16 protein-coding genes are annotated in these 18,190 nt (G+C 59.9%); 4 read left to right on the forward strand and 12 right to left on the reverse strand.

Annotation, left to right across the window (positions count from 1 at the left end):
• The first annotated feature begins 86 nt into the window (after nucleotides 1–86).
• Together LG409_RS10100 and LG409_RS10105 are read left to right on the forward strand one after the other, a co-directional pair.
• Nucleotides 87–485, forward strand: a complete 399-nt coding sequence (locus tag LG409_RS10100) for a PA2779 family protein (RefSeq protein WP_039179822.1) — start codon at nucleotides 87–89, stop codon at nucleotides 483–485.
• Entirely contained in the window at nucleotides 463–1,425 is a 963-nt protein-coding gene (locus LG409_RS10105) for a PA2778 family cysteine peptidase (RefSeq protein ID WP_227406587.1), read from the forward strand. Before LG409_RS10100 ends, LG409_RS10105 begins: the two co-directional genes overlap by 23 nt.
• Before the next feature lie 297 nt (nucleotides 1,426–1,722).
• On the opposite strand, the gene sthA is transcribed toward LG409_RS10105, so the two are convergent.
• The 9 genes from sthA to LG409_RS10150 all read right to left on the reverse strand — a co-directional run bounded on the left by sthA (nucleotide 1,723) and on the right by LG409_RS10150 (nucleotide 11,315).
• Nucleotides 1,723–3,114 (reverse strand): Si-specific NAD(P)(+) transhydrogenase, encoded by a 1,392-nt coding sequence (gene sthA / locus LG409_RS10110; protein ID WP_016914076.1) that lies wholly within the window; start codon nucleotides 3,112–3,114, stop codon nucleotides 1,723–1,725.
• Between the two features lie 33 nt (nucleotides 3,115–3,147).
• The gene (gene nqrM, locus LG409_RS10115; RefSeq protein ID WP_039179819.1) at nucleotides 3,148–3,402 is read right to left on the reverse strand and encodes a (Na+)-NQR maturation NqrM; all 255 of its coding nucleotides are present in this window, start codon (nucleotides 3,400–3,402) and stop codon (nucleotides 3,148–3,150) included.
• 181 nt (nucleotides 3,403–3,583) lie between these two features.
• Nucleotides 3,584–4,816 carry an NADH:ubiquinone reductase (Na(+)-transporting) subunit F gene (gene nqrF, locus LG409_RS10120; protein WP_096922836.1) on the reverse strand — a complete coding sequence of 411 codons (1,233 nt, stop codon included), beginning with the start codon at nucleotides 4,814–4,816 and terminating at the stop codon, nucleotides 3,584–3,586.
• Between the two features lie 70 nt (nucleotides 4,817–4,886).
• Nucleotides 4,887–5,504: an NADH:ubiquinone reductase (Na(+)-transporting) subunit E gene (gene nqrE / locus LG409_RS10125; protein WP_039179812.1), complete on the reverse strand. Its 618-nt coding sequence runs from the start codon at nucleotides 5,502–5,504 to the stop codon at nucleotides 4,887–4,889.
• Nucleotide 5,505: 1 nt separating this feature from the next.
• Entirely contained in the window at nucleotides 5,506–6,174 is a 669-nt protein-coding gene (locus LG409_RS10130; protein WP_096922835.1) for an NADH:ubiquinone reductase (Na(+)-transporting) subunit D, read from the reverse strand.
• Nucleotides 6,175–6,176: 2 nt separating this feature from the next.
• Nucleotides 6,177–6,992, reverse strand: coding sequence for a Na(+)-translocating NADH-quinone reductase subunit C (locus LG409_RS10135; protein WP_039179806.1), 816 nt, complete (start codon nucleotides 6,990–6,992; stop codon nucleotides 6,177–6,179).
• The gene (locus LG409_RS10140) at nucleotides 6,992–8,218 is read right to left on the reverse strand and encodes an NADH:ubiquinone reductase (Na(+)-transporting) subunit B (protein ID WP_096922834.1); all 1,227 of its coding nucleotides are present in this window, start codon (nucleotides 8,216–8,218) and stop codon (nucleotides 6,992–6,994) included. Before LG409_RS10140 ends, LG409_RS10135 begins: the two co-directional genes overlap by 1 nt.
• A complete protein-coding gene (locus tag LG409_RS10145) occupies nucleotides 8,218–9,567 on the reverse strand; it encodes a Na(+)-translocating NADH-quinone reductase subunit A (RefSeq protein WP_227406588.1) in 1,350 nt (449 codons plus the stop codon). Before LG409_RS10145 ends, LG409_RS10140 begins: the two co-directional genes overlap by 1 nt.
• 284 nt (nucleotides 9,568–9,851) lie before the next feature.
• A complete protein-coding gene (locus LG409_RS10150) occupies nucleotides 9,852–11,315 on the reverse strand; it encodes a glyceraldehyde-3-phosphate dehydrogenase (protein ID WP_096922832.1) in 1,464 nt (487 codons plus the stop codon).
• A gap of 245 nt (nucleotides 11,316–11,560) precedes the next feature.
• Here LG409_RS10150 and mfd point away from each other — a divergent pair, with 245 nt between their 5' ends.
• Together mfd and LG409_RS10160 are read left to right on the forward strand one after the other, a co-directional pair.
• Entirely contained in the window at nucleotides 11,561–15,010 is a 3,450-nt protein-coding gene (mfd, locus tag LG409_RS10155) for a transcription-repair coupling factor (RefSeq protein WP_227406589.1), read from the forward strand.
• Nucleotides 15,011–15,107: 97 nt separating this feature from the next.
• Nucleotides 15,108–16,232 carry a L,D-transpeptidase family protein gene (locus tag LG409_RS10160; RefSeq protein WP_039179795.1) on the forward strand — a complete coding sequence of 375 codons (1,125 nt, stop codon included), beginning with the start codon at nucleotides 15,108–15,110 and terminating at the stop codon, nucleotides 16,230–16,232.
• A 180-nt stretch (nucleotides 16,233–16,412) separates the two neighbouring features.
• Here the strand turns inward: LG409_RS10160 and LG409_RS10165 are convergent, their stop codons facing one another.
• From LG409_RS10165 to LG409_RS10175, 3 genes are all read right to left on the reverse strand, one after another.
• The gene (locus tag LG409_RS10165) at nucleotides 16,413–16,676 is read right to left on the reverse strand and encodes an Lpp/OprI family alanine-zipper lipoprotein (RefSeq protein WP_016914087.1); all 264 of its coding nucleotides are present in this window, start codon (nucleotides 16,674–16,676) and stop codon (nucleotides 16,413–16,415) included.
• 226 nt (nucleotides 16,677–16,902) lie between these two features.
• The gene (locus LG409_RS10170) at nucleotides 16,903–17,535 is read right to left on the reverse strand and encodes a L,D-transpeptidase (RefSeq protein WP_039179791.1); all 633 of its coding nucleotides are present in this window, start codon (nucleotides 17,533–17,535) and stop codon (nucleotides 16,903–16,905) included.
• Nucleotides 17,536–17,720: 185 nt separating this feature from the next.
• On the reverse strand, nucleotides 17,721–18,185 hold the full coding sequence (locus LG409_RS10175; RefSeq protein WP_144983144.1) for a 2-hydroxyacyl-CoA dehydratase: 465 nt from the start codon (nucleotides 18,183–18,185) through the stop codon (nucleotides 17,721–17,723).
• Nucleotides 18,186–18,190 lie beyond the last annotated feature (5 nt).

An 18,190-nucleotide genomic window follows, 5' to 3' on the forward strand; every position in this document is an offset into this window, starting at 1 on the left:
GTCTTAAATCTCTTGACGTTTGTTTCTATACTATTGATTCAAGCGCTAAAAACGCTTGCTCCCCGACCAGTCTAAGGAAGAAGACGATGAAAACAGTGCGTGCTTACCTCTCGACCCTTTTGATTGCTGCGTTAGTGCTGGCCAGCCTGCCCGTCGTGGCGGCACCCACCGCGCCTCAAGGCATGGATCTGGTATCGACGCAGTCTGTTTTAGCAGGCGACCGTGCCGGTGCGGACCGCGAGCGTATCAATGAAATCCTCGCCCGTGCCGATGTGCAGGATCAACTGCTAAAGCAGGGTGTGAACCCCGCCGATGTGGAAGCCCGTGTGGCGGCGCTGAGTGATGCAGAAGCGCAACAGATGGCCCAACAGCTGGAAGAACTGCCGGCCGGTGCGGGCGTGATCGGAGCCCTGTTTGCGGTCTTCATCATTCTGCTGATCACCGACATTCTCGGGTTGACCGATGTCTATCCGTTTACCCGCTAAGCGCCTCGGCCTGCTCCACCGCTTGTTCAACGCCCGCACTGCGGGCGTTTTAGCGTTGGTACTGCTGCTTGGTGGCTGTGCCCGCGCCCCCGTGCTGCTGGAAAGCACCCAGCGTGACCTGCCGCCGCAAGCAGAGCTGCAAGACGTGCCGTTCTTCGCCCAGACCGAGTACCAGTGTGGCCCCGCCACCCTGGCCATGGTGCTGACCCATGAAGGGGTGGACACCAGCGTCGATGAGCTGATCCCCCAGGTGTTCATTCCGGGGCGAGATGGCAGCGTGCAACCGGAAATGCTGGCCACGGTGCGTCGCCAGGAGCGGCTGGCGATCCCCATTCGCGCCACCATGGATGCCCTGCTGGGCCACCTGGCGGCGGGTGACCCGGTGGTGGTCATGCAGAACCTGGCGCTGCCCGCCTTCCCCATGTGGCACTACGCGGTAGCCATTGGCTACGACCTGCCCGATGAAACGCTGTTGCTGCGTAGCGGCGAGATCGAGCGCCATCGCCTGTCGTTCAGCCGCTTCGATGCCACCTGGGCCCGCAGCCAGCGCTGGGGGTTCGTGGTCAGCCAGCCGGGCACGCTGCCCGAAGGTGTCACGGCGCGCAATGCGCTAGAGGCCATTAGTGCCTTTGAAGAGCAGCACGGATCAGAGAAAACGCTGAGCAGTTGGCAGGCATTCAGTGAACGCTTCCCGCAAAATCCTACTGGGCAGTTTGCGCTAGGCAATGCGCTGTATGCCGATGGCCAGCCCGAAGCCGCCCTGGCCGCCTTCCAGACGGCCACGAGCCTCGACCCGGAGATGGGTGCTGCGTGGCTCAACCTGGCCATTTTACAATACCAGCAAGCGCGCCTTGCAGACGCCAGAGCATCGCTTACCCAAGCCGCTTCCCTTGAAGGCGAATGGCAGCCCCGGGCTAGACAGCTTTTGGAAACGCTATGACATCGCCCTGAGGAGTCGTGGGAGGAAGCTTCAACTCGCGACGGTGCTGAAATGCACTCGTGGGAGGGAGCTTCAGCTCGCGACGGGGGCTTGACCAGGGCGCCTGACGGCGCCATTCGCCCGCTAAAGCGGCCTCCCACAGAAGCGTGAAGCCTGAAACGCACCCGTGGGAGGGAGCTTCAGCTCGCGATGGGGGCCTGGCCGAGGCGTCTGACGGCACCATTCGCCCGCTAAAGCGGCCTCCCACCGATACTGACAGGCAGGGCCAACCTTTGCAGGAAGGCCCGCCCTGACCGCTTAGAACACCCGGTTCAGACCATTTTGCGCAGCCACTCGGTAGGCTTCTGCCATGGTGGGGTAATTGAAGGTGGTGTTGACGAAGTACTTGAGCGTATTGGCCTTGCCCTCCTGCTGCATGATGGCCATGCCGATGTGCAGGATCTCCGACGCCTGGTCGCCAAAGCAGTGGATACCGAGAATCTCCAGGGTGTCCTGGTGGAACAGGATCTTCAGCATGCCGACCGTATCGCCGGTGATCTGGGCACGGGCGGTATCCTTGAAAAACGCCTTGCCGACTTCGTAAGGCACTTTCGCTTCGGTCAGCTCGCGCTCGTTGGGGCCAAAGGAGCTGATTTCAGGAATGGTATAGATACCGGTCGGCACGTCGCTGACGAAACGGTACTCCTTCTCCAGCAGCTCGTTGCACGAGTTGAGCCCCTGATCGTAGGCGGCACTGGCCAGGCTTGGCCAGCCAATCACGTCGCCTGCTGCATAGATATGTGGAATCCCCGTGCGGTAGTGTTCATCCACGCTCAGCTGGCCACGACCGTTGGCCTCCAGGCCGATGTTTTCGAGCCCCAGGCTGTCGGTGTTGCCGGTGCGGCCGTTGGCCCACAGGAAGGCATCAGCGCGGATTTTCTTGCCGGATTTGAGGCGCACCACTACCCCGGCTTCGTCGCCTTCGACACTGGCGTACTCTTCATTGTGACGAATCAGCACGCCGTGCTTGCGCAGATGATACGACAGCGCATCGCTGATCTCGTCGTCCAGGAACGACAGCAGGCTATCGCGGTTGTTGATCAAGTCCACCTTGACGCCCAGGCCGGAAAAGATCGAGGCATATTCACAGCCAATGACCCCGGCACCAAAAATCACCAGAGTACGCGGCGTATGCGACAGGCTGAGAATGGTATCCGAGCAGTAGATGCGCGGGTGGCGGAAGTTGATGTCTGCCGGGCGGTAAGGCCGGGAGCCCGTGGCAATGACGATCTTCTTGGCCACCAGCTCTTCCATGCCTTCCTGACGGTCACGCACCACCACGGTGTGTTCGTCCTTGAAGCGGGCAACGCCATGGAACAGGTCGATGCGGTTACGCGCATAGAAGGTGGTGCGCATTTCGACCTGTTTGTCGATGGTGCCGCGAGAGCGCTCCATCACTTTGGGAAACGAGAACCAGCGGGGTTCACCGATGTCGCGGAACATGCGGTTGGTGTTGAAGGCCATGATCTGCTTGACCTGATGGCGCAACGCCTTGGAAGGAATCGTGCCCCAGTGGGTACAGTTGCCCCCTACCTGCGCCTGCTTTTCGATGATGGCCACGCGCATGCCATGTTTGGCTGCGTTGATGGCAGCGCTCTCGCCAGCCGGGCCAGTACCGATTACCACGACATCATAATTGTGAACCGCCATAGGGTTTCGTTCTCCTTGAAAATAAACGGGAGCTTAGCGACGCGTGGCATCGTAGCCCAGGTCGGCACCGCGGCTCTCGTCGCTGCGGCGGCGCGCACTGTTACGCTTGCGGTTCTCTTCTTCGCATACTTCGTCCTTGCCGCCGCAGATATCGCAGCCATCTTTCAAACCGAGCTGGTTGAGCCCGCCACAGGAGCCTGCAATGGGCTTGCGTCCCATCAATACGCCCACCGCCATTGCGGTCATTACCAGCGCCATGAAGCCAAATACCAGTAGCCAGATTGCCATGATGTTCTCCCAGCTGTGTTGCTAGCATCGTTGAATGGTCACACCTGCCGACCACGGTTGGGCCAATAAGTGCCTTGAAAGTTGGCCCTATTGTACCTCAGCCAACACAAAATGATCAGGCATAAACGCCAACGGGGCTGACCCGAAGGTCAGCCCCGTTGTGGAGCGCGTCTGCGCTACCTTAGCCGCCGAAGTCATCCAGCAGGATGTTTTCCGGCTCGACTCCCATATCAAGCAGCAGCTTGATGACGGAAGCGTTCATCATGGGCGGCCCACACATGTAGTACTCGCAATCTTCAGGCGCCGGGTGGTCCTTCAGATAGTTTTCGTACAGCACGTTGTGGATGAAGCCCGTCGGGCCTTCCCAGTTGTCTTCCGGCTGCGGATCGGACAGCGCCAGATGCCACTCGAAGTTCGGGAACTCTTCGGCCAACTGGTCGTACTCTTCGTTGTAGAAGGTCTCGCGCCAGGAGCGCGCACCGTACCAGAACGAAATCTTGCGGTCCGACTTCAGTCGCTTGAGCTGATCGAAGATATGGCTACGCATCGGGGCCATACCGGCACCACCACCGATGAAGACCATTTCCGCGTCGGTGTCCTTGGCGAAGAACTCACCAAACGGACCCATGACCGTTACCTTGTCACCCGGCTTCAGGTTGAATACGTAGGTAGACATCAGGCCAGGCGGATGGCTGCTGCCCGGAGGCGGCGTGGCGATACGGATGTTGAACTTGAGGAGGCCTTTCTCTTCCGGATAGTTCGCCATGGAGTAGGCGCGGATGACTTCCTCGTTGTTCTTGTGGGTAATATCGAACAGGCCGAATTTTTCCCAGTCGCCACGATACTCTTCTTCGATGTCGAAATCGGAGAACTTGATATCGTAAGGCGGTGCCACCAGCTGCACGTAACCACCCGCACGGAAGGCCACTTCTTCACCTTCAGGCAGCTTCAGGTTCAGCTCCTTGATGAAGGTCGCCACGTTGGGGTTGGCGGTGACTTCTGTTTCCCACTTCTTCACGCCGAAGACTTCTTCCGGCACTTCCACTTTCATGTCCTGCTTCACAGGTACCTGACAGGAAAGACGCCAGCCCTCTTTCTTCTCACGCATGGTGAAGTGAGATTCTTCGGTGGGCAGGATAGAGCCGCCGCCCTCTTCCACTCGGCATTTGCACTGGGCGCATGAACCGCCGCCACCACAGGCAGACGACAGGAAGATGCCGTTGGCCGCCAGGGTGTTCAGCAGCTTGCCGCCAGCCTGGGTTCTCAGGGTGTGCTCGGGGTCGCCGTTGACTTCGATCGTCACGTCCCCGCTACTCACTAGCTTGCTTCGCGCTGCCAGAATGATCGCCGTCAAGCTGATGACGATGATCGTGAACATGACAACACCGAGCAAGATGACAGATGTATCAACCATGTCGGTTTCCTATTGCTGAAGGTTTTCTGTACCTCGGCAGCCCAGGGGCTGCCGAGAAAACCGGCTCCGATTACAGCTGGATGCCCGAGAAGGACATGAAGCCCAGTGACATCAAGCCAACGGTGATGAACGTGATGCCTAGACCCTGCAGGCCGCCAGGCACGTCGCTATACTTCAGCTTCTCGCGGATACCGGCCAGCGCGGTAATGGCCAGCGCCCAGCCTACTCCCGAACCGAAGCCGTACATGACGGATTCGCCGAAGTTGTAGTTACGCTCCACCATGAACAGTACGCCACCAAGAATGGCGCAGTTTACGGTGATCAGCGGCAGGAATACGCCCAGCGCGTTGTACAGCGCAGGTACGTATTTATCCAGGAACATCTCCAGGATCTGCACCAGCGCAGCAATAACGCCGATGTAGCTCAGCAGGCCAAGGAACGAGAGGTCGATGTTCTCTGCACCGCTGATACCCGTCCAGGTCAGTGCGCCCTCTGCCAGCAGCAGGTTGAATACCAGGTTGTTCACCGGTACGGCAATGGTCAGTACCACGATGACCGCGATGCCCAGACCGAATGCCGCCGAGACCTTCTTGGAAACCGCCAGGAAGGTACACATCCCGAGGAAGAAAGCCAGCGCCAGGTTCTCGACGAAAACCGAAGCAACGAAAAGGCTTAGATAGTGTTCCATGTTACACAGCCTCCTTCGGCTTGGTGTTGTGCTTCATCTTGAACTCGTTGTCTTCTACCTGCTCGGGGTTGTAGGCACGAATTGCCCAGATCAACAGACCGATGATGAAGAAGGCAGACGGCGGCAGCAGCAGCAGACCGTTCGGCACGTACCAGCCGCCGTTTTGCACGGTGGGCAGTACGGTGAAGCCGAAGATGCTGCCCGCACCCAGCAGTTCACGGAAGAAGCCAACGACCATCAGCACGAAACCGTAGCCCAGGCCGTTACCGATACCGTCCAGGAAGGACATGCCGGGAGAGTTGGTCATGGCAAAACCTTCTGCACGTCCCATGACGATACAGTTGGTGATGATCAGACCGACGAAGACCGACAGCTGCTTGGACATTTCGTAGGCGTAGGCTTTCAGAATCTGATCGACTACGATAACCAGCGAGGCGATGATCGTCATCTGAACGATGATACGGATCGAGGACGGAATGTGGTTCCGAATCAGCGATACGAACAGGTTCGAGAAAGCCGTTACGAAGATTACCGCCAGGGCCATGACCAGCGATACGCTCATGCTGGTGGTCACCGCCAGCGCAGAGCAGATACCGAGGATCTGCAGGGCAATCGGGTTATTCTTGAAGACCGGCGCCGTCAAGACGCTTTTTGCATTTACGTCCGCCATGATCAAGCTCCTTCCGCTTCGAGTTCGACGTCAGCGTCCTGAACGTCTTCCTGGTCAACGCCGCTGCGGAACTTGGCCAGGTATTCACCGAAGCCTTCCGGGCTCAGCCAGAACTGCAGCATGTTGTTAACACCGTTAGCGGTCAGGGTGGCACCCGACAGGCCGTCGACTTCATAGTCACCGCTACCGCTACCCTTCACGACACGGATAGCCGGTACCAGATCACCCTCTTCGTCGAAGATCTGCTTGCCTTCCCACTGAGCCTGCCAACGGGGGTTGTTGACCTCGGCACCCAGCCCTGGCGTTTCGCTGTGCTCGAAGTAGGTGATACCGACGATGGTATTACCGTCACCTTCGACCGACAGGAAGCCGCGCATCAGGCCCCACAGGCCCTGGCCACGGATGGGCAGAATGATCTGCTCGGGGCTGTCCGGGTCGCCCACCAGGTAGACGGTGGCGTAGTTTTCGACGCTGGACAGACCCGCCGGGTCACGCTCACCTGACAGGGTGCGCGAAGCCGCTGGATCACGACGAACTTCGAAGCCGTCGAAGGTCTCGGGATCGTGCTGGTCCGAGTACTCGCCCGTTTCGAGGTTGACCACGCGTGGGGTTACCTCACGGAAAGCGGCTTCTACGTCCATGCCGCTCTCATAGAGATTGGCAACGCGCAGGATGTTGGTCTTACGGTCGAGTTCCTGATTGAGCTGCTGCGCAGGGCGCAGTGCCACGGCCGCCGTCGAAACGATGACCGAGCACACGATGCACAGCGAAAACGCTACGATCAGTACTTTCTTGATGGAGTTGTTACCTTGTGCCATTAGGCAGTCTCCTCGGCCGGTGTGCCAGTACGCTTGAGACGGCGCTTGACATTGGCCTGGACGAACATGTGGTCAATCAGCGGTGCGAACAGGTTGGCAAACAGGATGGCCAGCATGATGCCTTCCGGGAAGGCCGGGTTCACCACGCGGATCAGCACGGTCATGACACCGATCAGCGCACCGAACAGCAGGCGGCCCTGGTTGGTCATCGCGGCCGACACGGGGTCGGTTGCCATGAACACCATACCGAAGGCGAAACCACCCACCACGAGATGCCAGTACCAGGGCATCGCGAACATGGCGTTGGTGTCGGAACCGATCAGATTGAACAGCGTGCTGGTGATCACCATGCCCAAGAAAACGCCCAGCATGATGCGCCAGTTGGCAATCTTGGTCCACAGCAGTACCGCAGCACCGATCAGGATCGCCAGGGTCGACACTTCACCCACGGAGCCCGGCACGTAGCCAATGAAGGCATCCCACCAGGTGTAAGTGCTGGTCAGTGCGCTCATGCCGTCCTGGAACGCCAAAGACAGTGCCGTGGCGCCGGTGTAGCCATCGGCGGCCACCCATACTGCGTCGCCGGAAATCTGTGCCGGGTAAGCAAAGTAGAGGAAAGCACGACCAGTTAACGCGGGGTTCAGGAAGTTCTTGCCGGTACCGCCGAAGATTTCCTTGCCGATCACCACACCGAAGGTGATACCCAGGGCCACCTGCCAGAGCGGGATGGTCGCCGGGAGGATCAGTGCGAACAGCACGGAAGTGACGAAGAAGCCTTCGTTGACTTCGTGGCCACGCTTGACCGCGAACAGGACTTCCCAGAAACCGCCGACCGCGAAGGTCACCAGATAGATGGGCAGGAAGTAGGTGGCACCGAGGACGAAGTTGGCCCACAGGCTACCCGGATCATGGCCACCCGCCAGGGTCATCATGATCGCTTCGCGCCAGCCGCCCATGGAAGCATAACCTGCTTCGATGGCGGTGTTGGCTTGCCAGCCAGCGTTCCACATACCGAAGAACATGGCCGGGAAAGTACACATCCACACGGTGATCATGATGCGTTTCAGATCGACGCCGTCACGAACGTGGGCAGTGGTCTTGGCGACACTCGGGGGTGAGTAGAAGATGGTGTCTACCGCTTCGTACAGCGGATAGAACTTCTCGTACTTGCCACCCTTGTGGAAATGCGGCTCGAGATTATCGAGTGTTTGTCGAATACCCATCATCAGGCCTCTTTCTCGATCATGGTGAGATTGTCACGCAGGATGGGGCCGTACTCGTATTTGCCGGGGCAAACGTAGGTACACAGCGCCAGATCCTCTTCGTCCAGCTCCAGACACCCGAGCTGCATGGCAACCTCAATGTCGCCCACAATCAGCGAACGCAGCAGCTGCGTCGGCATGACATCCAACGGCATGACGCGCTCGTAGTTGCCCACCGGCACCATGGCACGCTCGGAGCCATTGGTGGAAGTGGTTGGCGCGTAGTTGCTCAGGCCTTTGAACTTGGACAGGTAGATGCCCATGATGGAGTGACGGTTCGCACCCGGCGAGAGCCATCCCATGAAGGTGCGCTTGTTACCCTCTTCCAACAAGCTGACCTGATTATGGAAGCGACCCAGATAGGTGATATTGCCCTCGGCGGCAAAGCCTGAAAATACCGAACCGGAGATGACACGAGTGTCCTCGGGTTGGATCACTTCGCCTGCCAGGAGTTCCTGGGTACTGGCGCCCACGCGGGTGCGCAGCAGACGAGGTTTCTCGGCGCGTGGGCCGCCTACCGCGACGATGCGGGTGACGTCCAGCTTGCCTTCCACGAACAGTTTGCCGAACGCGATCACATCCTGATAACCGATGTGCCACACTTTCTTGTGCAGCGCGACAGGCGACAGGTAGTGAATGTGCGTGCCGACCAGACCTGCGGGGTGCGGCCCGGCAAAGGTTTCGGTCTTGACGCCGCTGACATCGCTGCCGGGCAGTGATGCGTTGGCACCCGTGCACAGAAAAACGTTGCCCTCGGTCAGGCGGGTTAGCACCTTGAGGCCGTCTTCGAATGCCTGGGAGTTTTCATTGATGATGAGTGCCGGGTCAGCGCTGAGCGGATGGGTATCCACGGCGGTGACAAAGATATCGGCAGGAACGCTGTCGATGGCAGGCGTGCGCGAGAAGGGACGGGTGCGCAAGGCAGTCCAGAGACCCGACTCGACTAGTTGGTCGACAACGGTCTGACGATCCAACTGTCCTAAAGTGCCACGATCATGGGAAGCGAATGTCATCGCTTCTTCATTTTCGTCGACTTTAATGACCACAGACAGCAAACGACGTTTTTCGCCACGGTTGATAGCTACCACTTCACCAGCGGCGGGTGCGGTGAAGCGCACGCCGTCGACTTTCTTGTCGGTGAAGAGCAGTTGGCCTAGTTTGACCTTATCCCCTTCCTGAACTTCCATCGTTGGCTTCATGCCAACGTAGTCGGTGCCCAGGATTGCCACGTGACGCACAAGCTGCGCATCTTCAATACGCTGCTCAGGCGCTCCCGTGATGGGGAGATCCAGGCCTTTTTTGACTTCGATCATAGTCTCGCCCAGTTGATGGATCGGATATACGAAGGTAAGGGGTTCGATTGCTTAATTTCTGCTCAGCGAATTCTTGTTTTCTGTTCAGATTGTTACCAGTCCGGCCCAAGCAAGCTTGGACCACCCCGAAAAAATCCATCGTATTATAAAGATAAGCGCGGCCAATGACCACATCCCTGACCGCCTCCGAAAGTGCTATATACAAAAACGCCACCCGAAGGTGGCGCTTGAAAGGCATGGTGTTTCATCTAATGCTGTATTAGTCGAACACCCTCCCCGACCGCTCAGCTGGCCTGACGCGGCAGTTTCAGGAACTGCACGTTGGACATGTGCTGAAGAATGCGGATGACCTGGCAGCTGTAACCGAATTCGTTGTCGTACCAGACGTAGACCACGGCATGGTTGCCGTTGGCGATGGTCGCCTTGGCGTCCACGATACCGGCATGACGGTTGCCGACGAAATCGGACGAGACCACCTCCGCAGAATCGACGAAGTCGATCTGTTTCTGGTAGGCCGAATCGATGGACATGCGACGCAGGTAGTCGTTGAGCGCCACTGCATCGGTGCCCTTCTCCAGGGTCAGATTCAGAATCGCCATGGAGACGTTGGGCGTAGGCACGCGGATGGCATTGCCGGTCAGCTTGCCTTCCAGCTCGGGCAGCGCCTTGGCGACGGCCTTGGCCGCACCGGTTTCGGTCAATACCATGTTCAGGGCAGCGCTGCGTCCGCGACGGTCGCCCTTGTGGTAGTTGTCGATCAGGTTCTGGTCATTGGTGTAGGCATGCACGGTTTCTACATGGCCGGTCACCACACCGAACTCATCGTTGAGCACTTTCAACACCGGTACGATGGCGTTGGTAGTGCACGACGCCGCCGACACGATGCGGTCGCTTTCGCCGATGGTTTCGTGGTTGATGCCAAACACGACGTTCTTGATATCGCCTTTGCCCGGCGCCGTGAGCAGCGCCTTGGCCGCGCCCTTGCACTCCAGGTGCTGGCCCAGGCCCGCTTCATCACGCCAGATGCCGGTGTTGTCCACCACCACGGCGTTATGGATATCGTAAGCGGTATAGTCGATCTCGCTGGGCGAATCGGCGTAGATCACCTGAACCACGTTACCGTTGATGGTCAGCGTACGCGCTTCGGCGTCTACCGTGATGGTGCCATCGAAGGGCCCATGGACAGAATCACGACGCAGCAGGCTGGCGCGCTTCTCGAGGTCCTTGCCCACGTCGCCACGGCCACGCACCACGATGGCACGCAAACGCAACAGGTTGCCGCCACCGGCTTTTTCGACCATGACACGGGCCAGCAGGCGACCGATACGGCCAAACCCGTAAAGCACCACGTCCTGGGGCTCACCGGTGCTGGCACCGGGCTGGTAGCCATCGATGATGTCGTTCAGCTCGCCGCGCAGGAAAGCGTTCAGGTCACCGCCGCCCTGGCGCTTGAACATCACCGCCAGCTTGCCCACATCGACGTGGGCTGGCCCCAGGTTCATCTCGCTCATGGCCTGGACGATCGGGAAAGTGTCTTCCACGGACAGCTCGGTGCCCTCGATCTTGCGCACGAAACGATGGTCTTTAAGAATTCGAATAACCGACCGCTTGATCAGAGAACGTCCGAACATGGTGGCGACAACGTTGTTCTGGCGATACAGCTTCCCGACCAGCGGGATCATTTGCTCAGCCAGAGCTTCGTTGTTCTGCCAATCCTGGAAAACGTTGTCGAGAGTTTGCTGACTCACGGGCGGCCTCATAGGTAGTGAAGGGGATTTTCAGGGGGCATTATCCGGAGCCAGCGGCGTGGCCGCAATGAATGGATAGTCGCACAGGATGTAGGGGTATTACAGAAATAGGGCATTGACTACAAACGCCAATGATGCAACGCGCGATGACGACCCCGCCCGACCCACGGGCCGAAAGGCGCTGCGTAAAAGTGTCGTTCGTGTATGATTCTGGTTCCGTTCCAGCGCAAAACGAAGCCGACTCCATGACCTCTTTTTCTCTGCTCGAACCGCCTCAGCCGCAAGGGATACGCGATACGCTCTACCTGAAAGCGCCGCCGGGCAGCGCCACTGCGCTGGCATTGGCCCAGGTGGCGGCCAGCGCACCACTGCTGGTCATTACGCCCAATACCGCCAGCGCCCAGCGCCTGGAGCAGGATCTGGCCTTTTACAGCAGCGTGCCGGTGCTGCCGTTCCCCGATTGGGAAACATTGCCTTACGACAGTTTTTCACCGCATCAGGATATTATCTCCGCCCGCCTGCGCACGCTGAGGCAGCTGCAGGACGGCGCGCGCGGCATCGTGCTGGTGCCCATCAATACGCTGATGCAGCGCTTGCCACCGGTGTCTTACATTGCAGGCCGCGTCATGACCCTGCAGTCCGGCGCCAGGCTCGACCGTGAAACCTTCCGCGAATCGCTTTCACGGGCGGGCTATCGCGCGGTGGAAACGGTCTACGAGCCGGGCGAATACGCCATGCGCGGGGCCATCATCGATCTGTTCGCCATGGGCATGGACGAGCCGATTCGTATCGACCTGTTCGATGACGAGATCGACACCCTGCGCCACTTCGACCCGGGCAGCCAGCGCTCTACCGACAAAATCGACGGCATCGAACTGCTGCCCGCCCACGAGTACTCGCTGAGCCGCAGCGCCATTGCCTGCTTCCGCGAGCAGTTCGAGACCCTGTTCGACGTCGACCCGCGCCAGTGCCCGCTCTACAACGACGCCCTGAAGGCCATTCCTTCACCGGGGCTGGAACAGTACCTGCCGCTGTTCTTCGACGAAACCGCGTCGCTGTTCGACCACGTGACAGATGACACCCGGATCGCCCTGCTGCCGGGCGTCTTCGCTGCCGCCGAACAGCACTGGCAGGCCATCGAAGCGCGCTACGTCAATCTGGGCGTCGACCCGACACGCCCCCTGCTGCCGCCCCATCGTGCGTTCTTTCCGGTCAGCGACGTGTTTGCGGCCATCAAGGCACGGCCCCGAGTGGAGTTCACCGAGGACGAGCAGCAGCGCCATGCGCTGGCACCCCAAGCCCGCGCCCTGCCCTCGCTGGCCATCAATGCGCGGGCCAAGCAGCCGCTGGCCGAGCTGGCAAACTTCATGGCGGCGCAACCCGATACGCGCCTGCTGTTCGTGGCGGAATCTCGTGGCCGCCGAGAAGCACTCGAAGAAGTCCTGGCACCACTCAAACTCTCGCTACCCCACGTAGAGAGCTTCCACGCCTTCCTGCAAGGCAATCAGCCCCTGGCGATCACCGAAAGCCTGGTGGCCAGCGGCCTGTGGCTGGAAACGCCCGACCTGGCGGTGATCAGCGAAACCGAGCTGTTCGGCGACGTGGTTCGACAGAGCCGCCGCCGCGAGAAAGCCACCGATGACAACGAACTGGCAGTTCGCCACTTGTCGGAACTCCGCGAGGGCGCGCCGGTGGTCCACCAGGCCCACGGGGTGGGCCGCTATCTGGGCCTGGAAACCCTGGAAGCCGGGGGCCAGGCCAACGAATTCCTGGCGCTCTCCTATGCCGACGGGGCCAAGCTGTACGTTCCGGTGGACAGCCTGCACCTGATTTCTCGCTACAGCGGTGCCGACGACGAGCTGGCACCGCTGCACAAGCTGGGCTCCGACCAGTGGGAGAAGGCCCGCCGCAAGGCCGCCGAGAAGATTCGCGACACCGCCGCCGAACTGCTCGACATCTACGCCCGACGCGAGGCCCAGCAAGGGGTGGTCTACGAAGCCCCCGGCGAAGAGTACGTGCGCTTCGCGGCCAGCTTCCCCTTCGAGGAGACTCCCGACCAACAGGCCGCCATCGAAGCCGTGATCAGCGACATGGTATCGCCCCAGCCCATGGACCGCGTAGTCTGCGGCGACGTGGGCTTCGGCAAGACCGAAGTCGCCATGCGCGCAGCGTTCCTGGCCGTGCAGTCGGGCAGGCAGGTGGTGGTCCTGGTGCCCACTACCCTGCTGGCACGCCAGCATTTCGAAAACTTCCGTGACCGCTTTGCCGACACGGCGGTGAACATCAGCCTGATCTCGCGCTTTACCGGCGGCAAAGAGATGACCCAGACCCTGGAGAGCATCAAGAGCGGGCATACCGATATCGTCATCGGCACCCACAAGCTGCTGTCCAAGAGCGTCGAGCTGCCCAAGATGGGGCTACTGATCATCGATGAAGAGCACCGTTTTGGCGTCGCCCAGAAGGAGAAGCTCAAGACCCTGCGGGCCGAGATCGACATTCTCACGCTGACCGCCACGCCCATCCCGAGAACGCTGAACATGGCGATGAGCGGCATTCGCGACCTCTCCATCATCGCGACGCCACCCGCCCGCCGCCTGTCGGTCAAAACCTTCGTCCAGCAGCGCGACGACAGCGTAATCAAGGAGGCCCTGCTGCGGGAAATTCTGCGCGGCGGCCAGGTCTACTTCCTGCACAACGAAGTCAAGACCATCGAAAACGCCGCCGAACAGATTCGCGAGCTGGTGCCGGAAGCGCGAGTGGCGGTGGCCCACGGCCAGCTGCCGGAGCGTAGCCTTGAACGCGTGATGTCCGACTTTTATCATCGGCGCTTCAACGTGCTGGTGTGTTCGACCATCATCGAAACCGGCATCGACGTGCCGAGCGCCAACACCATTCTGATCGAGCGGGCCGACAAGTTCGGCCTGGCCCAGCTGCACCAGCTGCGGGGGCGCGTGGGCCGCAGCCACCACCAGGCCTACGCCTATCTGCTCACGCCTTCGCCGAAGGCAATGACCCGGGATGCCGTCAAACGCCTGGAAGCCATCAGCGCCTCCGACGACCTGGGCGCGGGCTTCACACTGGCCAGCCACGACATGGAAATTCGCGGTGCCGGGGAATTGCTGGGCGACGAACAGAGCGGCCAGATGGAAACCATCGGCTACTCGCTTTACATGGAGATGCTCGACCGCGCCGTGAAGGCCATTCGGGCAGGCAAGACGCCCAACATCGACGCCCCCTTCAACACCGGCGTGGAAATCAGCCTGAACCTGCCCGCGCTGATTCCCGACGACTATCTGCACGACGTGCAGCAGCGTCTGGTGATGTACAAGCGCATTGCCAACACCCAGTCGGATGGCGAGCTCAAAGAGCTGCAGGTAGAGCTGATCGATCGTTTCGGCCTGCTGCCTCAGCCGCTGAAGAACCTGATCCGCCAGACGCGGCTGCGCCAGCGCGCCGAGCAGCTCGGCATTGCCCGCATCGAGGCCGGTGAATCCAGGGGCCGAGTGCTGTTCGACGGCTCTACCCAGGTCGACCCATTGACCCTGGTGACGCTGATCCAGACCGCCCCTCAGCACTACCGACTGGACGGTTCCGACACGTTAAGATTTGAATTTGCGATGGAAGCCGCCGAGCAACGCTTTGAGAAGGTTGAAACACTGTTAAACACCCTTAATCAAAAAGTAGCGAAGGCGTGAACCTTGGGGCAAACTTGTCATTAAGCAGACAACCCTGCCAACGCATGGCCAACCACCGCCAGGCGTCTCTGCAGTGCATACTTGATTAGGAACGACCATGAAGACTCGCAAGATCATCAACCGTTGGGGCCCCACCAGTCTGGCGGTCCTGCTGGCCGCCAGCTTGACCGGACCCGTTTATGCCCAGCCCGCCTCAGAGCAGGCTGCGGTCAGCAGTGAAGCCACTGCCGGTGCCGAACAGGTCGCCGAGGCGCGCCACGAACTGCCACGCGGGCATTTTCGCCTGCCCGAGCAGGGTGACATCATCGGTGAGTACTACACGGTAACGGTGGACAACCCCGAAGAGACCCTGATCGACATCGCCCGTCGCCACAACATCGGCTACGAAGAGATTCGCATGGCGAATCCTGGCGTCAGCATGTGGGTACCTGGCGAAGGCACGGAAATCGTCATTCCGGCCCAATACATCCTGCCCCCCGCACCGCGTGAAGGGGTGGTGGTGAACCTGTCGGAACTGCGCCTGTACTACTACCCGGCCAACAACCCCGGCATCGTCGAGACCTACCCGGTCAGCGTCGGTCGTGACGGTTTCGCCACCCCGGTCGGCATTACCCGCACCACCGTCAAGGTCAAGGACCCCGCCTGGGCACCGCCCGCCTCCATGCGTCGTGAAGCCGCCGAGCGTGGCGAGCCTGCCCCGGCCATCGTACCGCCAGGCCCTGACAACCCGCTGGGCCGCCACGCCATCCTGCTGGCCATGCCGAGCTACCTGATTCACGGCACCAACCGTCCTGACGGCGTCGGCATGCGTGCCAGCCGTGGCTGTATCCGTATGTACCCCGAAGATATCGAGTCGCTCTACGAGCGCCTGCCCAGCGGCACTCAGGTCAACCTGATGGATGCTCCCTTCAAGGCAGGCTGGGGGGCTGACGGCACGCTGTTCGTGCAGTCTTACCCGCAGCTGGAAGAGAACGTCGAAGGCTCTGAGCCCCTGCGCGACGCCATGGAGCGCCTGAACGCCCTGGTGGAAGACCAGGTGGATATCGACGAAGCCCAGATCCAGCGCGCCATCGCCGAGCCTGACGGCCGTTTTGTCGCGCTTCACGGCCCGCAAGCCGCCGTTGAAGAACAGCCCCAGCCTGAAGCGCAGCAGCCGCAGCTGGAAGGCATTCTAGGCGACATCGAACTGTCTACCGTGGTTCGTATCGAAGGCGACGCTTAACGCCTTCCAGGGCCGCCTCTGGCGGCCCTGTCATCCTCCGCCAAGCTCGCTCGACGATTGGCGACCGGAATGAAAGCCAAACCTGAAAAAACGCCAAAAAAAACCCCGCCAGTTGGCGGGGTTTTTTCACATCTAACAGCAGCCGTCGGGTTCTTGACGAACCTGACGACCCAAGCAGAATTACTTCTGCATGGAACGCTGGAACATGCGGTTCATTTCTTCACGGTTCTGCTCAGACATCTGCAGGGCAGCTTGCGCGTCGCGCTGAGCCTGGTTTGCAGTGTTCAGAGCCTGTGAAGCCATGCTGCGAGCTTCTGCAGCGTCAGCTTGTGCAGATTCAGCAGTCATGCGAACTTCTTCCAGAGCGCTGGTAGAAGCACAGCCAGCCAGGATTGCCAGAGAAGCGGCAGCGGCGGTCATTTTCAGAGCAGTCTTAAGAGTCATGATGTTCTCCTTGAGTCTTCCTTGGGTACTACGTTTAAGGGTATGACAAAAAATAAAGCTAAATTATTAGCTTAGATTTGTCTACCTGCGATGCAGGTTCTTTTCACCGACTTGTACCAGGGCTTACCCGTGGGGTACGCAAGTCAAACGCTGTTTTATAATAGACCACAGCGGTTGTCTATAGTCGCGTGTCCAAAAACCTGGAACTTCCTTCAACAACATAAGCCTAGCGGATCACCACGCGCGTGCCAACTCCTACTAGCTCGGCAACCCGCTCGATTTGCTCATTGGTCACTGCCACACACCCTTGGGTCCAGTGGAAGTTGCCATGGATATCGGGGTCTCCTCGGCCAATGCCGTGAATCCCAATGGCTCCCCCCAGCGCGGTATCCTGCGGTGGGGAGCCGTAACGGCGATAGTGGTCGAAATAGGCCTCGTAGTCCGCCTGGGAGTAGATGCCTTTTTCGAGCGCCATGCGCGCGTGAGGTGGCGTAGGATAATCGATACTGATGAAGATATGCCACTGGCTTTCGAAATTAAATCGATTAATTCTGAACTCACCCAGCGGCGTCACGTTACCGCCGCGTATACGATGCGTTCTGGCGCCCCCACGGCCGAGCGATACCGGCGCGAACCGCTCCAGCAGCGCATGACCACGAAACACGCTCAGCGTCGCCTCCTTGTCGTCTACCAGCACCCACACCTCGTTGCTGTGACGGGGCACGTCTGCTCTGGCCAGCAAGGTGGCGACCAGATCGGTAGGCTCGTAATCAGGCAGGGCACTGGTAGCCGCTGCACTGGCCACTACAGGCCAGCCCAGTGCCAGCGCCAAAAATCGGCGACGGTTTACAGGCATCATTGTTGCTCTCGAAAATGGGGTCGGCTCGACATCAGGTAAGCCAAGGCCGACCGATAACGCATGGATGGAGGCTGTTATACCCTATTCATGCGGCTTTTGTCAGCGTATCGACCCCACAATAAACGCCCAAAATGCCCGCCATCTCAACCGCCAACTGTGCTTCAACGAAGCTTTGCAGGCTGGCGCTAGACGCCCTCCAGCTCCTGCAGGCTAGCCACCAGCTTGCGCGCTTCGGCGGCATGCCCTTGGGCCAAGGTCGTAAAGAACGTTTCCTCAGGGGCCACTCTGGCCCGCGAGGCGCGATGCTCGTAGAGGGCCTGAAGCTGCTCGTGCGACTCCACGGCCGTGGCGGTCAACTCATCCAGTGAACCGGCCACGTCTCGCTCTGCCAAGGCTTCCAGCACCGGCGGCTGAGGAAAATCGCCGGACTCGTCGAACCATAGCTCCAGCACTTCGCGCTGATCCGAACCATCGTGAAACAGCGCCTCCAGCCCGGACTTCATGGTCAATTCACTGCTGGCGAGATAGTTGAGCGCCATGGCCAGCCGTTCGTGTTCTGCCGCATCGGCTGCTGCGCTGTACTGGCGCGCCATACGCTCATGGTAGCCAGCAGCCCACTGCATCAGATCCTTCACTTGGTTGTATCGCATCCTTG

The organism is Halomonas sp. NyZ770 (genome assembly GCF_020616575.1).
Lineage (GTDB): Bacteria > Pseudomonadota > Gammaproteobacteria > Pseudomonadales > Halomonadaceae > Vreelandella > Vreelandella hamiltonii.